This is a genomic window from Bradyrhizobium sp. 604_D8_N2_3 (genome assembly GCF_051810765.1).
GTDB classification, from domain to species: domain Bacteria; phylum Pseudomonadota; class Alphaproteobacteria; order Rhizobiales; family Xanthobacteraceae; genus Bradyrhizobium; species Bradyrhizobium barranii.
Window position 1 is genome coordinate 5359024 of the sequence record NZ_JBPWPM010000001.1, and the last position, 21180, is coordinate 5380203.

The 21180-nt window shown below is 64.5% G+C and carries 24 protein-coding genes; 10 read left to right on the forward strand and 14 right to left on the reverse strand.

Features of this window, described 5'->3' with window-relative positions; genetic code table 11:
* Positions 1-68: 68 nt before the first annotated feature.
* Both AB7245_RS25475 and glnA read left to right on the forward strand, forming a co-directional pair.
* Positions 69-407, forward strand: a complete 339-nt coding sequence (locus AB7245_RS25475) for a P-II family nitrogen regulator (protein ID WP_007603495.1) — start codon at positions 69-71, stop codon at positions 405-407.
* Between the two features lie 152 nt (positions 408-559).
* Positions 560-1969: a type I glutamate--ammonia ligase gene (gene glnA / locus AB7245_RS25480; protein WP_063982953.1), complete on the forward strand. Its 1410-nt coding sequence runs from the start codon at positions 560-562 to the stop codon at positions 1967-1969.
* A gap of 114 nt (positions 1970-2083) precedes the next feature.
* Here the strand turns inward: glnA and AB7245_RS25485 are convergent, their stop codons facing one another.
* From AB7245_RS25485 to AB7245_RS25500, 4 genes are all read right to left on the reverse strand, one after another.
* Positions 2084-3220 (reverse strand): asparaginase, encoded by a 1137-nt coding sequence (locus tag AB7245_RS25485; RefSeq protein WP_085400721.1) that lies wholly within the window; start codon positions 3218-3220, stop codon positions 2084-2086.
* 81 nt (positions 3221-3301) lie between these two features.
* Entirely contained in the window at positions 3302-4063 is a 762-nt protein-coding gene (locus AB7245_RS25490) for a slipin family protein (protein WP_063982951.1), read from the reverse strand.
* Positions 4060-5463 carry an NfeD family protein gene (locus AB7245_RS25495; protein ID WP_085400722.1) on the reverse strand — a complete coding sequence of 468 codons (1404 nt, stop codon included), beginning with the start codon at positions 5461-5463 and terminating at the stop codon, positions 4060-4062. The genes AB7245_RS25490 and AB7245_RS25495 overlap by 4 nt, the downstream gene beginning before the upstream one ends.
* 178 nt (positions 5464-5641) lie before the next feature.
* Entirely contained in the window at positions 5642-5899 is a 258-nt protein-coding gene (locus AB7245_RS25500) for a tautomerase family protein (RefSeq protein WP_071913326.1), read from the reverse strand.
* A 151-nt stretch (positions 5900-6050) separates the two neighbouring features.
* On the opposite strand from AB7245_RS25500, the gene AB7245_RS25505 reads away from it, so the two are divergent.
* Positions 6051-7028, forward strand: coding sequence for a GlxA family transcriptional regulator (locus AB7245_RS25505; protein WP_439035054.1), 978 nt, complete (start codon positions 6051-6053; stop codon positions 7026-7028).
* Positions 7029-7077: 49 nt separating this feature from the next.
* On the opposite strand, the gene AB7245_RS25510 is transcribed toward AB7245_RS25505, so the two are convergent.
* The gene (locus AB7245_RS25510; RefSeq protein ID WP_085400725.1) at positions 7078-7851 is read right to left on the reverse strand and encodes a gamma-glutamyl-gamma-aminobutyrate hydrolase family protein; all 774 of its coding nucleotides are present in this window, start codon (positions 7849-7851) and stop codon (positions 7078-7080) included.
* A 90-nt stretch (positions 7852-7941) separates the two neighbouring features.
* Complete coding sequence (locus AB7245_RS25515; protein ID WP_085400727.1) at positions 7942-8658, reverse strand: hypothetical protein; 717 nt, start codon at positions 8656-8658, stop codon at positions 7942-7944.
* Positions 8659-8795: 137 nt separating this feature from the next.
* Here AB7245_RS25515 and AB7245_RS25520 point away from each other — a divergent pair, with 137 nt between their 5' ends.
* The gene (locus AB7245_RS25520; RefSeq protein ID WP_085400729.1) at positions 8796-9929 is read left to right on the forward strand and encodes an AI-2E family transporter; all 1134 of its coding nucleotides are present in this window, start codon (positions 8796-8798) and stop codon (positions 9927-9929) included.
* A 76-nt stretch (positions 9930-10005) separates the two neighbouring features.
* On the opposite strand, the gene AB7245_RS25525 is transcribed toward AB7245_RS25520, so the two are convergent.
* The 6 genes from AB7245_RS25525 to AB7245_RS25550 form a co-directional block, all read right to left on the reverse strand.
* Positions 10006-10302 (reverse strand): antibiotic biosynthesis monooxygenase family protein, encoded by a 297-nt coding sequence (locus tag AB7245_RS25525; protein ID WP_085400731.1) that lies wholly within the window; start codon positions 10300-10302, stop codon positions 10006-10008.
* Positions 10303-10401: 99 nt separating this feature from the next.
* Positions 10402-10638 (reverse strand): hypothetical protein, encoded by a 237-nt coding sequence (locus AB7245_RS25530; RefSeq protein ID WP_085400732.1) that lies wholly within the window; start codon positions 10636-10638, stop codon positions 10402-10404.
* A 70-nt stretch (positions 10639-10708) separates the two neighbouring features.
* Complete coding sequence (locus tag AB7245_RS25535; protein WP_085400734.1) at positions 10709-11929, reverse strand: GGDEF domain-containing protein; 1221 nt, start codon at positions 11927-11929, stop codon at positions 10709-10711.
* Positions 11930-12159: 230 nt separating this feature from the next.
* On the reverse strand, positions 12160-12639 hold the full coding sequence (rpsI, locus tag AB7245_RS25540; RefSeq protein WP_007611021.1) for a 30S ribosomal protein S9: 480 nt from the start codon (positions 12637-12639) through the stop codon (positions 12160-12162).
* Between the two features lies 1 nt (position 12640).
* Positions 12641-13105 carry a 50S ribosomal protein L13 gene (gene rplM, locus AB7245_RS25545; RefSeq protein ID WP_008137961.1) on the reverse strand — a complete coding sequence of 155 codons (465 nt, stop codon included), beginning with the start codon at positions 13103-13105 and terminating at the stop codon, positions 12641-12643.
* A gap of 158 nt (positions 13106-13263) precedes the next feature.
* A complete protein-coding gene (locus tag AB7245_RS25550) occupies positions 13264-13692 on the reverse strand; it encodes a PaaI family thioesterase (protein ID WP_039147848.1) in 429 nt (142 codons plus the stop codon).
* Positions 13693-13778: 86 nt separating this feature from the next.
* Between AB7245_RS25550 and AB7245_RS25555 the strand changes: the two genes are divergently transcribed.
* The 4 genes from AB7245_RS25555 to AB7245_RS25570 all read left to right on the forward strand — a co-directional run bounded on the left by AB7245_RS25555 (position 13779) and on the right by AB7245_RS25570 (position 17278).
* Entirely contained in the window at positions 13779-14603 is an 825-nt protein-coding gene (locus tag AB7245_RS25555; RefSeq protein ID WP_063982943.1) for an enoyl-CoA hydratase, read from the forward strand.
* 123 nt (positions 14604-14726) lie between these two features.
* On the forward strand, positions 14727-15311 hold the full coding sequence (locus tag AB7245_RS25560) for a CoA-binding protein (RefSeq protein ID WP_085400736.1): 585 nt from the start codon (positions 14727-14729) through the stop codon (positions 15309-15311).
* Between the two features lie 138 nt (positions 15312-15449).
* Positions 15450-16730: an O-acetylhomoserine aminocarboxypropyltransferase gene (locus AB7245_RS25565; protein ID WP_028149015.1), complete on the forward strand. Its 1281-nt coding sequence runs from the start codon at positions 15450-15452 to the stop codon at positions 16728-16730.
* Positions 16731-16933: 203 nt separating this feature from the next.
* Positions 16934-17278, forward strand: a complete 345-nt coding sequence (locus tag AB7245_RS25570) for a hypothetical protein (RefSeq protein WP_063982941.1) — start codon at positions 16934-16936, stop codon at positions 17276-17278.
* 5 nt (positions 17279-17283) lie between these two features.
* Here AB7245_RS25570 and AB7245_RS25575 read toward each other — a convergent pair whose 3' ends face one another.
* Positions 17284-18360 carry a COX15/CtaA family protein gene (locus AB7245_RS25575; protein WP_085400738.1) on the reverse strand — a complete coding sequence of 359 codons (1077 nt, stop codon included), beginning with the start codon at positions 18358-18360 and terminating at the stop codon, positions 17284-17286.
* 110 nt (positions 18361-18470) lie between these two features.
* On the opposite strand from AB7245_RS25575, the gene AB7245_RS25580 reads away from it, so the two are divergent.
* Positions 18471-18686, forward strand: a complete 216-nt coding sequence (locus tag AB7245_RS25580) for a DUF2842 domain-containing protein (RefSeq protein ID WP_014494810.1) — start codon at positions 18471-18473, stop codon at positions 18684-18686.
* On the opposite strand, the gene AB7245_RS25585 is transcribed toward AB7245_RS25580, so the two are convergent.
* A complete protein-coding gene (locus AB7245_RS25585; protein WP_085400740.1) occupies positions 18683-19726 on the reverse strand; it encodes a polysaccharide deacetylase family protein in 1044 nt (347 codons plus the stop codon). The genes AB7245_RS25580 and AB7245_RS25585 overlap by 4 nt on opposite strands.
* 112 nt (positions 19727-19838) lie before the next feature.
* Here AB7245_RS25585 and AB7245_RS25590 point away from each other — a divergent pair, with 112 nt between their 5' ends.
* Positions 19839-21020, forward strand: coding sequence for a GNAT family N-acetyltransferase (locus AB7245_RS25590; protein WP_439035055.1), 1182 nt, complete (start codon positions 19839-19841; stop codon positions 21018-21020).
* Positions 21021-21180: the final 160 nt, after the last annotated feature.

Consider the following 21180-nt stretch of genomic DNA (forward strand, 5'->3'; position numbering starts at 1 on the left):
TCGTGCGTTAAGAAATGCGCATCCTGACGAAGACGTTGCTATTTGATCGAAAGGCCGGGAGGCGCGCAGTGAAGAAAATCGAAGCCATCATCAAGCCATTCAAGCTCGACGAGGTGAAGGAAGCGCTTCAGGAAGTCGGCCTGCAAGGCATCACCGTGACCGAGGCCAAGGGCTTTGGCCGCCAGAAGGGCCACGCCGAGCTTTACCGCGGCGCAGAATACATCGTCGATTTCCTCCCCAAGGTGAAGATCGAGATCGTGATCGGCGACGATCTGGTCGAGCGCGCCATCGACGCGATCCGCCGCGCCGCGCAGACCGGGCGCATCGGCGACGGCAAGATTTTCGTCTCCAATATCGAAGAGGCGATCCGCATCCGGACCGGCGAATCCGGGCTGGACGCTATCTGAGCCGGGTGCTATCCCGCATTTTGCGACACTCCGACAAGAAAAAGGCTGCTTCGGCGGCCTGATTTTGTTTGTGCGCTCGCGCGCGAACTCGCCAAAAGCGAGAACAATCTTGCTCACCTGGAAACCGACCCGCAGAGCCAAAAGGGGTATGCATGAAGACCGCCAAAGACGTCCTGAAATCGATCAAGGACAACGACGTCAAATACGTCGACCTGCGCTTCACCGATCCGCGCGGCAAGTGGCAGCACGTGACGTTCGACATCAGCATGATCGATGAGGACATTTTCGCCGAAGGGACGATGTTCGACGGCTCCTCGATCGCCGGCTGGAAGGCGATCAACGAGTCCGACATGTGCCTGATGCCGGATCCGGTGACCGCGACGATCGACCCGTTCTTCGCCGAGACCACCATGGTCATCACCTGCGACGTGCTCGAGCCGACCACCGGCGAGCCCTACAACCGCGACCCCCGCGGCATCGCCAAGAAGGCCGAGGCCATGGTGAAGTCGATGGGCGTGGGCGACAGCGTGTTCGTCGGCCCCGAAGCCGAGTTCTTCGTGTTCGACGACGTGCGCTTCTCCGCCAACCCCTACAACACCGGCTTCCGTCTCGACTCCTCGGAGCTGCCGACCAACTCCGACACCGAATATGAAGGCGGCAATCTCGGCCACCGCGTCCGCACCAAGGGCGGCTACTTCCCGGTGCCGCCGCAGGACTCCGTGCAGGACATGCGCTCCGAAATGCTCGGCGCCATGGCCAAGATGGGCGTCAAGGTCGAGAAGCATCACCACGAAGTCGCGTCCGCCCAGCACGAGCTCGGCATGAAGTTCGACACGCTGACGCTGATGGCCGACCACATGCAGATCTACAAGTACTGCATCCACCAGGTCGCGCACATCTACGGCAAGACCGCCACCTTCATGCCGAAGCCGGTCTATGGCGACAACGGCTCGGGCATGCACGTGCACCAGTCGATCTGGAAGGACGGCAAGCCGGTGTTCGCCGGCAACAAGTACGCCGACCTGTCGGAGACCTGCCTTCACTACATCGGCGGCATCATCAAGCACGCCAAGGCGATCAACGCCTTCACCAACCCGTCGACCAACTCCTACAAGCGCCTGGTCCCGGGCTATGAGGCCCCCGTGCTGCTCGCCTACTCCGCGCGCAACCGCTCGGCCTCCTGCCGCATCCCCTACACCGCTTCGCCGAAGGCCAAGCGTGTCGAGGTGCGCTTCCCCGATCCGCTCGCCAATCCCTATCTCGGCTTCGCCGCGATGCTGATGGCCGGCCTCGACGGCATCAAGAACAAGATCGATCCGGGTCCGGCGATGGACAAGGACCTCTACGACCTGCCGAAGGAAGAGCTGAAGCAGATCCCGACGGTGTGCGGCTCGCTCCGCGAGGCGCTCGAAAACCTCGACAAGGACCGCGGCTTCCTCAAGAACGGCGGCGTGTTCGACGACGACTTCATCGACAGCTACATCGAGCTGAAGATGACCGAGGTCGAGCGCTTCGAAATGACCCCGCACCCGGTCGAGTTCGACATGTACTATTCGGGCTAAGCGGCCCAAACTCTCTGCGACAAGCAAAAGGCGCTCCGCGAGGAGCGCCTTTTCGTTTTGGGGAGTCGCAGGGTGGATTACGCTAACCCACCCGGCAGGACACGACGCGCCCAATCACCACGTTGCAGTGAAGGCGCGCTGGAGCTCGGCCGGAACCGTCACCCCGCCCGCGATCAGCAATTGAGTGAGAACACGGGCCTTCTGCGGATTGAGGTCCTCGGACACGACGAACCCGTTCTTGTCGTCGTCAACCTCGACATTCCTGGTGACAAAGCCGGATCGAACCCGCGTCGAGCGGACGACGACGATGCCCTTCTTCGCCGCCGCTTCGAGCGCATCGAGAGCCTGCTTCGACGTGTTGCCGTCGCCGACGCCGGCCAGCACGATGCCCTTGGCGCCGTGGGAAATGGCATCCTCGATCGGAACGGCGTCCATGTTGGCATGCGAGTAGACGATCTCGACGCGCGGCAATTGCTCGCCTGCCGGGAGCGGATAGGTCGTGCGCTTGAAGCCGGCGGCCTGGGTCATGAAACGGATGCCGCCGGCGGTGTCGACATAGCCGATCGGGCCGTCATTGGGGGAGCTGAACGTCTCGATGCTCGTGGTGTTGGTCTTGGTGATCGAGCGGGCGCTTTGGATCTTGTCGTTCAGCACGGCCATCACGCCACGGCCGCGAGAGCGCGGATCGGCCGCCACCTGCACCGCTTCGTACAGATTGCCGGGGCCGTCCGCACTCACCGCCGTGGCCGGACGCATCGAACCGACGATCACCACCGGCTTGTCGCCGCGCACGACATTGTCGAGAAAGAACGCGGTCTCCTCGAGCGTATCCGTGCCGTGGGTGATGAGGATTCCATCGGCTTCATTCTTGTCGAAGGCGTCCTGGATGCGGCGGGCCAGGGCAAACCAGACCTTGTCGTTCATGTCCTGGGATCCGATCGACGAAATCTGCTCAGCGTTCAGCTTCGCGAGCTTGTCCAGGCCCGGCACCGACTGCATCAACTGTTCGCCGGTGATCTGGCCGGATTTGTACGCGCCAGTCGCGCGCGCGTCGGCCTGGCCTGCGATGGTGCCTCCCGTCGCAAGCACGAGAATGCGCGGCAGGCTCGCCGCCGTCGCGTCCTTGCCCGGCTCTGCGGCCTGCGCCGCATCGATCCCCCACGACCAAAGTGCGAGGGCGACCAGCGGGACGGTGAGCATCAATGTCCGATTTCGGCGGCGGCTTGCTGGTCTGGCGGCGTGCTTCGTCATCGAATTTTCCTCCCGTTTAAGTTGGGAGCAATATTCGACACCTCCATTTGGGCCGAAGATGGGTCATCCTGCCGCTGATGGCTACGGGTTGTCGCGCCGCGGCACAAAATGGTCGAGCAGGCCCGTCGGCAGCGGAAAGACGATGGTCGACGACCGTTCGCCCGCGATGTCGTGCAGGGCCGCGAAATAACGTAGCTGCATCGCCTGAGGCTCCTGCGCGAGAATCCGGCCGGCTTCGACGAGCTTTTCGGCAGCCTGCTGCTCGCCCATCGCATTGATCACCTTGGCCCGCCGCAACCGCTCCGCCTCGGCCTGTTTGGCAATCGCGCGCACCATGGTTTCATTGAGATCGACGTCCTTGATCTCGATGCCGGTGACCTTGATGCCCCAGACGTCGGTCTGCTTGTCGAGGATCTCCTGGATGTCCGCGTTCAACCTGTCGCGCTCGGCCAGCATCTCGTCGAGCTCGTGCTTGCCGAGCACCGAGCGCAAGGTGGTCTGGGCGAGCTGGCTGGTGGCGGCCATGTAATCGCCGACCTTGATGATGGCCCGTTCGGGGTCGACGATGCGGAAGTACAGAACGGCGTTGACCTTGACGGAGACGTTGTCCCGCGAAATCACGTCCTGCGGCGGCACGACCTGCACCATCACCCGCAGATCCACCTTCACCAGTTGCTGCACGATCGGAATGAGGATGATGAGGCCCGGGCCCTTCACGCCGGTAAAGCGGCCGAGCGTAAAGATGACGCCACGCTCGTATTCGCGCAGGATTCGAATAGCCTGGGACAGGAACATGATGACAAGCAACGCGAGCGCCGCATAGGTCAGATATTCCAGCATCATGATGTACCTCCCTCGCCTGTTGGTGCGCGCCGAATCAGCAGCGTCAGGTCGACGATGTTGGCGACTTCGACCGTCTCTCCGGGCTTGAACGTTTCGGCGCCGCGCGCCTGCCAGCGCTCACCATGGGCAAAGACATGACCTTCGTTCCCATTCCAGTCGAGAACCTCGGCGGGCAAGCCTCGCATGGCCTGCGCGCCGACCAATGCAGGGGCCCTGCCGACGCGCCGAAGCGAACCGAGCACGACGAGCGCAAAGCCGGCGAACACTGCCGCAGTGATGCCGATCACCCACCACGACAGGTGGTAGCCCGGCGCCTCGCCCCTGAAAAGCATCAGCGCTCCCAGCACGAAAGCGATGATCCCTCCGAGCCCGATCACCACGGTCGGGTTGAAGGCTTCGATGGTGAGAAGCACGAGTCCAACCAGCATCAGGGCGAGGCCGGCATAATTGATCGGCAGCAGATTGAGCGCATAGAGGCCGATCAGCAGGCAGATCGCGCCGACGACTCCGGGGGCGACGGCTCCAGGAGACATGAACTCGAAGATCAAGCCGTAGATGCCGACCATCAGGAGAATGAACGCCACGTTCGGATCGGTGATGACCGCCAGGAAGCGGGATATCGGTCCGGGATCGATGGCTTCAACGACGGCATCCTTTGTCACCAGGCGTTGCGTCTTGCCGCCTGCGACCTCGACCACGCGACCATCGATCTGCCTCAGCAATTCGGCCTGATCGCGCGCGACGAGATCGATGGCATGAGCCTCTAGCGCGGCGTTGGCAGAGAGCGTGGCAGCCTCACGGACCGCCTTCTCCGCCCAGTCCACATTGCGGTTGCGCAGCTCCGCAAGGCTGCGGATGAAGGCAACCGCATCATTGGTCGCCTTTGCCGTCATCGCATCCTTGGGCTGATCCTTGGACTCGCTCTGCTGGTCACCGTCCTTCTTGTCCTTGCCGCCCTTGTCCGCCGGTCCGCTCGGAAGACCCGGCAGCGGCCCGCCGATCTGCACCGGCGTCGCGGCGCCAATATTGGTGCCCGGCGCCATCGCCGCGATGTGGGTCGCATAAAGGATATAGGTCCCCGCGCTCGCCGCGTGGGCGCCGGAGGGCGCGACGTAACCGACCACAGGGATCGGCGAGGCCAGCACATCCGCGATGATCTCGCGCATGCTGGAATTGAGGCCGCCGGGCGTGTTCAGTCTCAGAAGCACGACCTCGGCACGCCGTTCGCTTGCCTTGGCCAAAGCCTCCTTGACGTAGCTGGCGGACGCAGGGCCGATGGCTCCGTCGATCGAAACGATCAATGCAAGACGGCCGTTCTCCTCCGCTGAGCTGGGAAGGAGGCAGCAGATCAAAGCCACGACGCCAATCGCCGCAACGAGGGCCGCCTTCATGGTCTGCACGGCAGGGCTCCCTTGCAGAGCATATGGTGCGCGTCTTGCGAACCTCAATGCGGCCGCGTGCGGGCCATGGTCGTGATTGTGATTGTGCGATGCAATGGAAAAACGTCCCGCAGATCGATTGAGCACAGGGCGGTGGCGAACCATGCCTTGGGCTGGTCCGCCCGCGCACGCTGCGCTGCTACGGCCGTCGGACCCGCACGCCATCCGCGCCGATCGTGCCGAACATGCCGGCGATGATCTCAGGCGTCGGCTGCATGCCGCCGAGCGACCAGTGCGCCGGCTCCTGCTCCTCGATCCTGACCCAGACGTTGCGGCGGAAATCCGGGTTGCCCTGCCCTTCGACCTCGACCAGGAGATCGGTGACGCGCTCGAGCAGGGTCTTCTTTTGCCCGGCATCCAGGATGCCGCGGACGGTGGAAATGGTGACGTAAGGCATGTCTCTCTCCAATGATGTCGTGTGACGACGGCACGAGACTGGACCTGACAGCGCCGGCAAGGCAGTGGCGGATAAGACAGAGATCGGGCAATTTCCGCCACACAGCCCTGCGCCGATCGGCTAGGATCGCCGCGCCTGTCCTGGAGGTCTCATGAAGCTCGCAATTCTGGCGCTGGAAGGCTGCATGCATTCGGCGATCGCCGGGATCGCCGACATCCTGTCGCTTGCCAATCACGTGATGCAGCAGAGCGGTGCGAAAACGCGCTTCGCCTGGGAGGTGCTTTCGCTCGACGGCAAGCCGGTGCGTGCCGGCGGCGGCCAGATGGTCGCCGTCGATAGCGCGGTCGGCAAACGCGGTCGCTTCGACGCGATCCTCGTCCCCGGCAACCTCGTCGATCACGTCACGGCGGAACGCCTGCAACCGCTATATGCCCGCGCCGGCGCCTGGCTTCGGCAGCAGCATGCGAGCGGCCGGCTGATCGGCGCATTCTGCAGCGGCGTGTTCCTGCTTGCAGGCAGCGGCCTGCTCGACCACCGTCGCGCCACCATCACCTGGTGGCTGCAAGGCGAGCTGCGGCAGCGCCATCCCACCATCGACCTCGCCGCCGACGCCGTCATCACGGTCGCGGACCGCATCGTCTGCGCGGCCGGACCGATGTCGTGGGTTAACCTCCTGCTCAGGCTGATCGAGATGGTCGACGGCAAGGCGATTGCAAAGCTCTGTGCGGACTACGTCGTCATCGACACCGCGCAACGCACCCAGTCGATCTTCATGCCCGTCGGCTATTTGCTGTCGCAGGACCCGCTGCTGACCCGGGCCGACCTGCTGGTTCGCCGCACCGGCAAGAGCCCGATGACGGTCAAGCGCCTCGCCGATGCGCTCGGCCTCAGCGAGCGCACGCTGAACCGGAAGTTCCAGGAGCTCACGCGCGAGCCGCCGCAAGCCTTCATCATGCGCCGCCGCGTCGAGCACGCGCGCACGCTGCTGGAGACGACGGCGCAGCCGATCAAGACCATCGCACGCACGGCCGGCTATGAGGACGAGAGCAGCTTTCGCAAGGCGTTCCGCAAGCTGACCCTGATGTCGCCCCAGGCCTATCGCGCGAGACGGATGGTGCAGACGGCGTAAACTGCGAAACCAAGCGTCGCTCAGTGGAGAGCTGCGAGCGAGCTTCTTGTTACGCCACCGCACGCTGGCGTACGACCATCGCCTCGCCGAACGCCTCGAACAGCTTGCGGTTGATCGGATTGCGCTGCGGGTCGTATTCGGCGTGCCATTGTACGCCGAGCGCGAAGGTCGGGGCTTCCGCGATGCGGATCGCCTCGATGGTGCCGTCCTCGGCGACGCCCTCGATCAGCACGCGCTTGCCGGGATCGAGAATACCCTGGCCATGCAGCGAATTGACCCTGATCTTCTCGCAGCCGAGCAGCCGCGCGAAGGCGCCTCCGGGCGTGAGGTCGACGTCGTGACGGTCGGCGAACACCACGGTCGGATCGGGATGAATCTCGCCGTTCTCGAGCCTGGGCATGCGGTGGTTCATGCGGCCGGGGATTTCGCGGATCTCCGGATGCAGCGAGCCGCCGAAGGCGACGTTCATCTCCTGCAGGCCCCGGCAGATGCCGAACAGCGGAATGCCGCGGGACACGCAAGCGACCGAGAGCGCCAGCGCCACCTCGTCGCGGTGGATGTCGTAGGGCTCGTGCCGCTCGCACGGATCGACATTGAAACGGGTCGGATGGACGTTGGCGCGGGCGCCGGTGAGCACGATCCCGTCGACCACATCGAGCAGCGCGCCGATATCGGTGATGTCGGGCGCTCCCGCAAACATCATCGGCAGGCCGCCGGAAACCTCGGCCACAGCGCGCAAATTGCGCTCGCCGACCATCTGGACCTGAAATCGATTTTCGACGCGATGGGCGTTCCCGATCACGCCGACGACCGGCTTTCTCATCTCCCGTTCCGACCTCCCGCGTAAGAAGATTCTCCAAACATGCCCTTGGGATGGAACAAATTCAACAGAAGGGATCGCGGGACGGCAATGCTATTTTCGCGCAAATGCCTCCCGGGCCTCGGTTGTCCCCACGACGGGCAGGCCGGCGGCCTTCAGCGCGGTTGCCGCCGGATCGTCCGGCGTGGCCAGCCAGGGCAATTTCGCCTCGATTCCGCGCGTCACGGGCTCCCCGAGCACCCCGCCGAAATCGATCGGCCAAAACCCGTTGGGCACCACCTCGGCGGTGAGGGCACGGACGGCGTAGCCGTCGCCCAGAACCGCATCCGCATGGTCGCCGGCGACAAGGCGCGCGGTCTTGGGGTCTTTGGGATCGCCAAAGCTCACGAGCACGGGGATCAGCTCCCCCTGCACCGGGACCATGCCGGCCTGCCGGCTGATATCGTTGAACGAGACGCGGTTGCCGCGCGCGGCGCCATAGGCACGGAGCGCGACATAGTTGATGTCGTCGAGGTCAAGCTTGCCGCCCTGCTGATGCGCCAGCAATGCCACCAGGTTCTTGCCTTTGCCGCCGTCTTGGCCGAGATCGACGAACACGGCCTCCCCGCGCATCGTGGTGCGGCCGCCGCGGTTATAGTTGCGGTCAGGCACCACGGCGAGAACACCGGACCCCGTCTTGATCCCGTCAGGCGTCGTCACCTCGACCGTGAGGCGGTATTTGTGGCCGGGCCGGTTGATCCGGATCTGGTCGCCGATCACGATCACGGCCAGAAGCCCGAGCAGACCGGCCCATTTGCTGATGAAACTCAAGCGCCCCCCACCTGTTTTCTCCTCATCGCTCTGCACCGTTCGCGCGACAGCGTCAAACCAGCGCGTTGACGCGGTCTTGATCGGAAGCGCGTTTGTCGAAAGAGTGCCCCGCCCGCAGCCGCCGAAAAGGACATGATGTGACCATCCTCGCAGACCAACGCCCCACGACCCGCACCGATCTGGCTTGGGCAATTTCGGTCGGCGGCATCGGCGTCGTGCTGTTCACGGCGATGCTGGTCTTCACCTGGTATTTTGCGACCACGCTGCTGCTGATCTTCACCGGCATGCTGCTCGGCGTCGGCCTCAACGCACTGACCAACGCGCTCGGCCGCCGCGTGCACCTGCCGCATCCGGTCCGGCTCGCGATCGTCTGCGTCGTGCTTGCGGTGCTGCTCGCGGGCGTCGCCTATCTCGGCGGCGCCACCATCGCCGAGCAGGCCTCGCTGCTGAGCAAGACCATCAAGTCGCAGATCGGCAACGTGAAGACCTTCCTGGACAACCACGGGATCGACACCAGCTTCTTCGATCTCGGCAACGCTGCGTCCGACACTTCGGCCAATCCACCATCGGACTCGACACCCTCGCCAGCAGCCCCCCCGCGCGGTTCCTTGCCCGGCGCCGGCGCGCTGGCCTCCAGCGGTGGCGCGATCGTGAGCCAGACCTTCAAGCTCCTGCTCGGCACCATCCACGGCGTGGGAAACATCTTCATCGTGCTGTTCCTGGGGCTGTCCTTCGCCGCCCAGCCCGGCGTCTATCACGACGGCCTGTTGTTCCTGGCGCCGGCGAGGCATCGCACCCGCGTCACCCTGATCATCGACGGCATCAGCGAGACGCTGGAACGCTGGCTGATCGCGCAGATCGTCGTGATGATTGCGGTTGGCATCGTGACCTGGATCGGGCTTGCCATCATCGGCATCCCGGGCTCGTTCATCCTAGGGATTCAGGCGGGCCTGCTCGCCTTCATTCCGACCGTCGGCGCCATCATTGCCGGCGTCGTCGTGGTGCTCGCGAGCCTCGCCTCGGGCTGGATTCCGGCGCTGTCGGCCTTCCTTCTCTTCATGGGCGTGCACGCGATGGAGAGCTATGTGCTGACGCCGATCCTGCAGCGGCAGGCGCTCGACATCCCGCCGGCCACGCTGTTCGCGTTCCAGATCCTGCTCGGCGTCGTGTTCGGCATCTGGGGCCTGGCGCTGGCGCTGCCACTGGTCGCCATCGCCAAGGTCATGATCGACCATTTCAAGACGTATGAGGCGCCGCCCCTGGCAGCATGATCCGGAAAAGTGCGCAGCGGTTTTCCGAAAAGATCATGCTCAGGCGACGAGGCGGCGTAAGGCGTCGTGAAGTCGCTCAGGTCGTCAGCACGGTCTCGGTGTGCTCGACCTCCGGGGGCGAAGCAAAGTACTGGCCGACGAGGCCGCGCCATTCGGTGAAATTCTCCGAGCCGCGGAAATCGACGGTGTGGTTCTCCAGCGTCGCCCACTTCACCATCAGCCGGTAGCGCTGCGGCTTCTCGATCGACTTGTGCAGCTCGAAGCCGTGAAAGCCCTTGGAACCGCCGAAGGCTGCCTTGGCCTTGGCGACGGCCGCCTCAAAATCGTTCTCGCTGCCCGGCTTGACGTCGATTTGCGCAATCTCGGTGATCATCGGTTTCCACCCTGTTTGTTTGATGGGTGTGTCTACCGTAGACCGCAACGAAGAAAAAGGCACCGAATCGGCGCCCTGACCGGTCAAAAATGCGTGCTCTCAGGCGAACAGCAGAGCGGTGCCTGCCACGATGAGCGCGCGACCGATGAACAGCGCGAGCGGCCAGTAGCTACGGCTTTGCGTGTAGCGCCCCTGGGCGCGGCGCTCGGTGATCAGCGCGCGCTCGTATTCATCCGCGGTGGAGAACACGCAAGCGAAGCCGCCGCGTGCCGAGGCCGCAGCGGCTTCGAGCGACATCAGGGCAGTCTGCGGGTTCTGTCGACGGATCGATTCCATGACCGCAATGGTAGGGATCGAATGGTAAACAGCGGATTACCGAAGGCGCCTCTTGAGGCGCCTCTTGGCTTCAGGCGGTGGCCGGACGCGCCTGCGGCGCACCGACCCGCGCCGCGCTCTGGCGGCGCCAGTTCTCCAGCGACAGCGGCAGCTCCTCCGCCGCCTCGACCCGGTTACGGCCACCGCGCTTGGCCTGATAGAGCGCGGTGTCGGCCGAGGCCAGCAGCACCTCGAGCTCGGTGCCGGCCGGACCGCCGGCGACGCCGATGCTGACGGTGGTGTCGACCGGGCCTTCGTCGACCACGACGCCGGAGGTCTCGAACGCCTCGCGCACGCGCTCGGCAACCAGGACACCCTCCTCCAGCGAACACGGCAGCAACGCCGCGAACTCCTCGCCGCCGATGCGGCCCGACATGTCGGTCATGCGCAGGTTGCTGACGACGACGGTCGAGAACAGTTTCAGCATCTCGTCGCCGGCGGGATGGCCGAAGCGGTCGTTGATCGACTTGAAATGATCGATGTCGAAGATCATCACGGTCACGGGACGGCCGGCCTTGGCCTCGCGCTCGATCACGCGCCCGCAGGCTTCCGAGAAGCCGCGGCGGTTGAGCATGCCGGTCAGGGGATCGGTGGACGCGGCGGTCCGGTGCGCAGTCACCGTGCGCTCCGACACCAGCATGAAGATCACGAACACGGTGCCGACGGCATAGAGGATGAGCTCGACCGCAAACACGGTGACCCAGATGCTGCCGGAGAAGCCGGCATCGTTCGGACGCAGGAAGCTGCCGAGCACGATCGGCAGCATCAGCACGCAGCCGTGCATCACCGGCACCACGAAGGCCGGCCAGCGCCGTTGCAGGCTCTTGCGCCGCTCGACCCAGAGCTCGCTCGCGGTCAGCGCCGCATAGACCGAGACGATGCCGGCGCCGACGATCATGCGCAGCATGGACGCGGCGGGATCAAGCAGCGAAGCGGCGGCGGCCCAGGCCAGCGCGCCGACGAGGAGACCCGGCCAATTCGGCTTGCGGCCATGGAAGACGCGCGCCGCATTCCACACCATGCCGCAGGCGACGAAGCCGACCGCGTTCAGCGCAAGGTAAAGATGCGGGCCGAGCTTGTCGCCAGCCGCGGTCCACAGCGCAACGGACGCTGCGCCGAGGAGATACGCGGTGCCCCACCATTTCAGCGCGGGGCTGTTCTCCTGCGTGCCGAAAAACACCATCATGGCGCCGAGCAGTGCGGCAACCATGGTGGCGACCAAATAGAGCGTGATGCTATCGAGCGACATCATGTCGGCCCCCTTCTAGACATAGCAAGTTACGCGATCGGCCCAGCCGACTTGCGCGCCCTTCCAGATGCGACGCTATGTCCCGCGAGTTCCATTCAGGTTTTCATGCGGGGCCAAGTTTTCGGGAAACACGTCATCAATTTGCATACAAACGAACAACAAAAAGGGCGCCGAAATCAGCGCCCTTTTGCATCTCATTGAAGCCGCTTTCGCGGCGAATGTGACCGAAGCGATTAACGCTTCGAGAACTGGAAGGACCGGCGGGCCTTGGCCTTGCCGTACTTCTTGCGCTCCACCACGCGGGAGTCGCGGGTCAGGAAGCCGCCCTTCTTGAGGACGGTACGCAGCTCCGGCTCGAAATAGGTGAGCGCCTTGGAGATGCCGTGACGGACGGCACCGGCCTGGCCGGACAGACCACCGCCGGCAACCGTGCAGATCACGTCGTACTGGCCGGAACGCGCGGCCACCGAGAACGGCTGCTCGATCATCATGCGCAGCACGGGACGGGCGAAATAGACCTCGACCTCGCGCGAATTGACCGTGACCTTGCCGGCGCCCGGCTTGATCCAGACGCGGGCGACCGCGTCCTTGCGCTTGCCGGTGGCGTAGGCGCGGTTGAACTTGTCGACCTTCTTCTCGTGCTTGGGCGCGTCGGGCGCCGCCGCCGTCTTGAGCTGCGAGAGCTGGTCGAGCGACTGGATGGATTCGGCCATGTTATGCGGCCCTCGTGTTCTTGCGGTTCAACTTGGCGATGTCGATCTTCTCGGGCGTCTGGGCCTCGTGCGGATGATCGGCGCCGCCATAGACGCGGAGGTTGCCCATCTGGACGCGACCGAGCGGACCACGCGGGATCATGCGCTCGACGGCCTTCTCGAGCACGCGCTCGGGATGCTTGCCTTCAAGGATCTGGCGCGCGGTGCGCTCCTTGACGTGGCCGACGTAACCGGTGTGCTTGTAGTAGGTCTTCTGCTCGCGCTTGCGACCGGTGAGGACCGCATGCTGCGCGTTGATGATGATGACGTTGTCGCCGCAATCAACGTGCGGGGTGTAGGTCGGGAGGTGCTTGCCGCGCAGGCGCATGGCGACGATGGTGGCGAGACGGCCGACGACCAGACCCTTGGCGTCGATCAGTACCCACTTCTTCGTCACCTCAGCCGGCTTTGCCGAAAAGGTTTTCATATCGGAGTTTCCGTGGACGGGAGATATCGGCGCGAACACCGCGCCGGACTGGGCGGTTTTCTAGAGAAGAGACGCGCAACGGTCAATGCCCCAGAGCGGGAATTACAATAGCAAAATCAATATCTTAAAATTATGGTGCTATATTACCTGCGAAAAGCTCAAACATTTGGAATGGAATAGGTCGAGGTGACATGAGCGATCGGATCGGGCGACGTGCCGGACAGCAGCTTCACCTCGCCGACCGCTAGGCGCTTGCCGAGCTTGAGCAGCCGCGCCTCCGCCAGCACGTCCTGGCCGGGCTGGCCCTTGCGCAGGAAGTTGATGTTGAGATTGGTGGTGACCGCGAGCCCGATCGGCCCGATCGCGGACAGCAGCACCACGTACATCGCGAAATCGGCCAGTGCCATCAGCGTCGGGCCGGACACGGTTCCACCCGGCCGCAGCATCCTTTCGCTGTAGCGCTGGCGCAAAAGGCAGGTCTGGCCGTCGGCGCTCTCGATCGTGATGTCATCGCCGCTGAAGGCCTGGGGAAACTCGTCACGGAGAAACTGCTCGACCTCCGCCACGCTCATTTTCGCTAACGCCATGCTTCGCCTCACCCTCGCTTCGCATCCCCTGTTACATTAAGTTATCTGCGTCATCCAATTGCAAGAATCCAACCGGAAACGCTTCGATGTCCGCCCAGGCCGCCCGCGCCCCCTCCCCGCAACCGTCGAGCCTGCTGCGCGAGACCATAGGGCCCATCGCGGTCCTGACGCTGAACCGCCCGGCCGCCCGCAACAGTCTGTCGCAGGCGATGATCGCAAGCCTGCATGCCGAGCTCAACGAGATCCGCGACGACAAGGCGGTCCGCGGCGTCGTGATCGCAGCCAACGGCCCCGCCTTCTCCGCCGGCCACGACATGAAGGAGCTGACGGCGCGCCGCACTGACCCGGATCGCGGCCGCGCCTTCTTTGCCGAGATGATGACCGCCTGCAGCGCGATGATGCAGGCGGTTGTGCATTTGCCGAAGCCTGTGGTGGCGGCCGTCCAGGGCATCGCGACCGCGGCCGGCTGCCAGCTCGTGGCAAGCTGCGATCTCGCGATCGCCTCGGAAGCGGCGAGCTTCGCCACGCCGGGAGTCGATATCGGGCTGTTTTGCTCGACGCCGATGGTGGCGTTGTCGCGGAACGTGCCGCGCAAGCAGGCGATGGAAATGCTGCTGACCGGCGAGCCGATCCCGGCCACGCGCGCCCGCGAGATCGGGCTCATCAACCGCGTGGTCGCGGCCGGCACCGAGCGCGAGGCCGCAATTGCCCTCGCCGAACAGGTCGCGCTGAAGTCGGCCTACACCGTCAAGCTCGGCAAGGAGGCGTTCTATCGCCAGGCCGAGATGAGCCTTGCGGACGCCTATCGCTATGCGGCAGAGGTGATGACCGAGAACATGATGGCGCGCGACGCCGAGGAAGGCATCGGCGCCTTCATCGAGAAGCGCACGCCAACATGGCGGGATGAATAGTCAACTCCTCATCCTGAGGAGCCGCGGAACGCGGCGTCTCGAAGGATGGAGGCCCGACTGTGGCCTCATGGTTCGAGACGCGCGTGCCGCGCTCCTCACCATGAGGGTCAGAGAAAGAAAAAGATGAACCACGACGCCTATCCCGACAACTACATCCGCGGCATCCTCAACAGCGTGAAGTCGATCGCTATGGTCGGCGCCTCGCCCGTCAATGTGCGGCCGAGCTATTTTGCGTTCAAATATCTGGCGCAGCGCGGCTATGACATGATCCCGGTCAATCCCGGCCATGTCGGCAAGGATCTGCTCGGAAAGCCGTTTGTCGCCTCGCTCTCCGACATCGGCCGCCCCGTCGACATGATCGACATCTTTCGCAACTCCAGCCACATCATGCCGGTGGTCGAAGAAGCGCTCACGCTCGATCCGCTGCCGAAGGTGATCTGGATGCAGCTTGGCGCGCGCGACGACGCAGCCGCGGCGAAGGCCGAGGCGGCCGGGATCAAGGTCGTGATGAACCGCTGCCCCAAGATCGAATACGGCCGCTTGTCGTCCGAGATTTCCTGGATGGGCGTCAATTCGCGCACCCTGAGCTCCAAACGGCCGCCGGTGCCGACGCAAGGCATGCGGCTATCCCTCAATCGGATGAGTGTCGGCGGCGGCGACACCGCGGCATCGGATCGCGCCGCCAAAAACAAGAGCGAACAAAGCTGACGCAATCGCGAAGGATTCATTTCGCTCACGCGACAACGCGTAGCACGATCGCTCCGATGTGAAGCGGCGCCTTGACGGCGGGCGCGTCGCCGATCAGCATGCCGCGCGATTTCAGATCACAAGAACAGGACGCCCTCAATGAGCGATCGCCTTCCGGGATTTTCAACCCTCGCCGTGCATGCCGGTGCACAACCCGATCCCACCACCGGTGCGCGCGCGACCCCGATTTATCAAACCACCTCTTTCGTCTTCAACGACGCCGACCACGCCGCCTCGCTATTCGGCCTGCAGGCATTCGGCAACATCTATACCCGCATCGGCAATCCCACCAACGCGGTGCTGGAAGAGCGTGTTGCCGCACTCGAAGGCGGCACCGCCGCGCTTGCGGTCGCCTCGGGCCACGCCGCACAGGTCGTGGTGCTGCAGCAATTGCTCCAGCCCGGCGACGAGTTCATCGCCGCGCGCAAGCTCTATGGCGGCTCGATCAACCAGTTCTCGCATGCGTTCAAGAGCTTCGGCTGGAACGTGGTGTGGGCCGATTCCGACGACATCGCAAGCTTCGAGCGCGCGGTGACGCCGCGCACGAAGGCGATCTTCATCGAGTCGATCGCCAATCCCGGCGGCAGCATCACCGACATCGAGGCGATCTCGACGGTGGCGCGCAAGGCGGGCGTGCCGCTGATCGTCGACAACACGCTGGCCTCGCCCTACCTGATCCGCCCGATCGACCATGGCGCCGACATCGTCGTGCACTCGCTGACGAAATTCCTGGGCGGCCACGGCAATTCGCTCGGCGGCATCATCGTCGACGCCGGCACGTTCGACTGGTCCACGGGCGGCAAATATCCGATGCTGTCGGAGCCGCGGCCCGAATATCACGGCATCCGCCTCCAGGAGACCTTTGGCAATTTCGCTTTCGCGATCGCCTGCCGCGTGCTGGGCCTGCGCGATCTCGGACCCGCGCTGTCGCCGTTCAACGCCTTCATGATCCTGACCGGCATCGAGACGCTGCCGCTGCGTATGCAGAAGCACTGCGACAACGCCAAGGCCGTTGCAGAATTCCTCGCCGGCCATCCGGCGGTGGCCTCGGTGAGCTATGCGGGCTTGGCAAGCGACAAGTACAACCAGCTTGCACGCAAATACGCGCCGAAGGGCGCAGGCGCCGTGTTCACGTTCAGCCTGAAGGGCGGCTATGACGCCGGCGTCAGCCTGGTGTCGAAGCTGCAGCTGTTCTCGCACCTGGCCAATGTCGGCGACACCCGCTCGCTGGTCATCCACCCGGCCTCGACGACGCACAGCCAGCTCGACGACGCCGCCAAGGTGAAGTCCGGCGCCGGCCCCGACGTGGTGCGGCTCTCGATCGGCATCGAAGACAAGGAAGATCTGATCGCCGATCTGGAGCAGGCGCTGGGGGCGTAATTGCCATCGTCATTCCGGGATGGTCCGAAGGACCAGACCCGGAATCTCGAGATTCTCAGGTGCGCAATTGCGCACCTGAGTTCGGCCCCTGCCGGACCGCCCCGGAATGACCGCGGCCGTTTTGGCCGCAGTCAGTTAACAGTCATTAACCATATCTGCCGCATACATCGTCCTTGGATCGCCCCTTTGATTCGGAGCCGACGATGCTGCGCTGGATGGTACCTGCCCTTGCCGCCATGCTGACGGTCTCAGCTGCCGTTGCCGCCGATCTGCCGGCCACAGCGAGACGGCGCGCTGCCGTGCCGCCGCAGGACCCGCCACAGGTCTATGTCGAGACCGATCCGGATGCGCTGATCTCGCCGGCCTATGGCATCGGCAGCTACATCCGCAACCTGCCGGGCACGCCGCTCCTGCCCGGCTCCAGCACCTTGCCGGGCTATTATGGCCGGCCCTGGAGCTACGATTATCAGGGCCCGTACTACGGCGGACCGCAGGTCGGCTATTTCTGGCGCCTGCCCTACGCGTGCGGCGTCTACGGCTATTGCTGACCTGATCAGCCGGCCTGACCGACCGGAACCGCGCGCGGCTGCGCCTGTGCAGATTGTCGCGAGGCCAGCCGCTCCACCTGCATCACTGCAAGCGTGAGCACGACGATCGCAACCGCCTGATGCGAAAGCGCGAGGTCGATCGGCACCTGGTTGAGCAGCGTGAGGATCCCGAGCACAGCCTGCAGGCTGACCGCGGCGAACAGCCAGAGCGCCCCGCCGGCCGCCGTGCGCGAGCGCACCGCATCGAGCGCATGCAGCGCCGCCAGCACGAACAGCGCATAGGCCGTCATGCGGTGCTCGAACTGCACCGTCAGCACGTTGTCGAACATGTTGCGCCACCACGGCGTCTCGAACCAGAGCCGGTCGCCGGCGGGAATGAACGCGCCGTCGATCTGCGGCCAGGTGTTGTAGGCGCGCCCGGCGCGCAGACCCGCGACCAGCGCGCCGAAATAGATCTGGACGAAGGTCACGATGAGCAGCAGCACGCTCGTGAATCTCAGCCGCGCGGGCGTAACGATCTGCGGACGCTCGGCGAGCCGCCGCACCGTCCAGACGATGCCGGCAAAGATCAGCAGCGCCAGCATCAGATGCGTCGCCAGCCGATATTGCGAGACCTCGACCCGTTCCGTGAGGCCCGAGGCCACCATCCACCAGCCGACGGCACCCTGGAGTCCGCCAAGCGCGAACAGCAGCCACAACCGCCGTTTCAATTCACCCGACAGGCCGCCGCGCCACAGGAAGAACAGGAACGGCAGCAGATAGGCCACGCCGATGAAACGGCCGAGAAAGCGGTGGCTCCATTCCCACCAGAAAATCTCCTTGAACTCGGACAGGCTCATGCCCGCATTGAGCTCGCGATATTGCGGAATCTTCTTGTAGGCCTCGAAGGCCTCGGTCCACTGCGCCTCCGACAGCGGCGGCACGCTGCCCGTGACCGGCTTCCATTCGACGATCGAGAGGCCGGATTCCGTCAGCCGCGTCGCGCCGCCGACCAGCACCATCAGCGCGATGAGGGCGGCCACGGAAATCAACCACCAGCGCACGGCGCGATGCGGATTGGTCGGAGCGAAAATCGTCGTCATTTCAGGGGCAAAACCAAGCCTTGTTGCAAAGAGACTTGAACCGGACTGCGTGCCCCTTATAGTCCCCCGCTCCCGCAGCGCAAGTTACGCGAAGGCCGCAGCATTCCGCCATGACGATCCGCACCCGCAAGTTCCTCGGCGCCATCCTGCTCCTGGTGCTGGCCACTGTCTGGGCCCTGCTCGGCATGGCGCTGGCGCAGATGCCGTGGATCGCCGAGTCCGGCTGGCGGCAGGCGATCTATTACGTGGTGGTCGGCATGGGCTGGGTGCTGCCGGCGATGCCGATCGTGAGTTGGATGCAGCGCCCGGATCGCGTCAAATCTTAATTCGTAACGCTGCCGGTCGGTTTCACCGGCGCGAAGGCAACACCGGACACCAGCACGCGCAGCATGCGCAGTGATTGTATCCGGCCGTCCCAGGAAATCCGCGGCAGTGCGTGCAGATTGGTGCGCCCCTCCGCGTCCACGATGCCCGGGATGGTCGAGACGGCGCTGGCAAAGCCGGCCTCCTCCGCCATGACGACATGGCTGCGCCGGAAAGACGAGCGATCGCCGAACGGAAAGGCCAGGTGCCTGATCTCGCGGTCGAAGGCCGCTTCCGCGACCGCCTTGCCCATCGTCATCTCGCGCAACGCGGCGGCGTCCTTCATGTTGGCGAGAATGGGATAGTTCACCGTCGCGCTGCCGACCGTGACCAGCGGATCCGCCGCAAGCTTTGCCAGATCCTCCCAATCCATCGACGCTTCGCGCGAGAGCGCGGCGAGGTCGACCCGGTAGCGCGTGCAGAGATCGGCGATCGCAGTCGACACATCCGCCGGCGGCAACGAACGCAGCCAGCTCTCGACGAACGAAAACAGCGCCTGCTTCTCGGCGTTGCCTGTGACGGTGAAACGCTGCTCTTTCTCGCCCATCATCAGGTTGATGCGGCTCTCGCGCGCGATCATCCGCTCGAGCCCGAGCCACCAGGCCTCTCCGACTCCATCGGGAAACGCAGTGGGCACATAGATCGTGAACGGCACGGCGTGGCGCGCCAGCACCGGATAGGCGAAGCTGATGAGGTCCTTGTTGGCGCCGTCGAAGGTCAGCGCCACGAAGCGCCGATTCTGCGGCAGCGTCACCGCGCGGCGGCAGACATCGTCCATGCCGAGGAAGTCATACCCCCACCGCTTCAGCGCATGAATGGCGCGATCGAGGAATTGCGGACTGATTTCGCTTTCACGCAGCGGCTGAAACGCGCCGCGCCGCCGCGGCCGCACGTGCTGAAACCGCAGGATCGCGCCGGCACCACGGCTGCGCAGCACGGCCTGACCGGTGAACCAGGCCAGCTCGAGCCGCAACCGCTCCAGCCATCTGTCGTCGGATGCCAATATCCCACCTTCGCGTTCGCCTGATTGTCATTACCCTTTGTTGACATTTCTTTGCAAAGGTCGGCCACAGGCCGAACTACGCAAATTTTTCGTTTCTCGACAGGTTTCGTGAATGACCATGGCTGCGGCGATGCAAAGCCGGACGGCAGAATCGCCAGCGCGGTCGAAAGCGAGCCGTATCGCGCATGTCGATATCGTCACCGATCTGGCCGAGGCCGAGACGGTCTGGCGCGCGTTCGAGGAGAGCGGCCACCTCTTCACGCCCTACCAGCGCTTCGACCTGCTCACCCCATGGCAACGGCTGGTCGGCAGCCACGAAGGCGCCAGTCCCTTCATCGTAATAGCCCGCGACGCCGAGCGCCAGCCGCTCCTGCTGCTGCCGCTCTCGCTGCGGCAAGGCCACGGCGTGCGCACGGCCTGCTTCATGGGCGGCAAGCACACCACCTTCAACATGGGCCTGTGGAACGCCGAGTTCGCCGCCGAGGTCGCCATCGCCGATCTCGACGCGCTGCTTGCGCCGCTGCGCGAGCATGCCGACGTGCTCGCGCTGACGCAGCAGCCGCTGCGCTGGCACGACCAGCACAACCCGTTCGCGCAGCTGCCGCGGCAGAGCGCGATCAACGGCTGCCCTCTCCTGGCGATGGAGCCGGGCGGGCCGCCCACATCGCGGATCAGCAACTCCTTTCGCCGCCGCCTCAAGAGCAAGGAAAAGAAGCTCCAGGCGCTTGCCGGCTATCGTTATAACCTCGCCACCACGGATGCCGACGTCACCCGCCTGCTCGACTGGTTCTTCCGGGTCAAGCCGGCGCGGATGGCCGAACAGAAACTGCCCAACGTCTTTGCCGAGCCCGGCGTCGAAGCGTTCATCCGCAGCGCATGCCTGTCGCCGCGCGGCGAAGGCCGCGTCATCGACACCCATGCGCTCGAGTGCGACGACGAGGTGATCGCGATCTTCGCCGGCGTCGCCGACGGCCAGCGCTTCTCGATGATGTTCAACACCTACACGATGTCCGAGCACGCCCGCTACAGCCCCGGCCTGATCCTGATGCGCTACATCATCGACCGCTACGCCGAACGCGGCTACCGCTCGCTCGATCTCGGCATCGGCTCGGACGATTACAAGCGCATGTTCTGCAAGGACGACGACGACATTTTCGACAGCTTCGTGCCCCTGACCGCGCGCGGAAAACTCGCGGCGATGGCGATGTCCTCGCTGAGCCACGGCAAACGGCTGGTGAAGCAGAACCAGGTGTTGTTCGATCTGGCGCGGCGGCTGCGACAGACGTTCGGGTAGGCGTCACAGCCTCTCAATCTCTAGCCACTTGCGAGCTGCCCTTCCCTTCTCCCCTTGCGGGAGAAGGTGGCATAGGCGGCCTTCGGCCGCCGTTCTTAGGAACGCCGAAGCGAAGCTTCGGCTATGGCGCCGGATGAGGGGTATGTCTCCGCAAATTTAA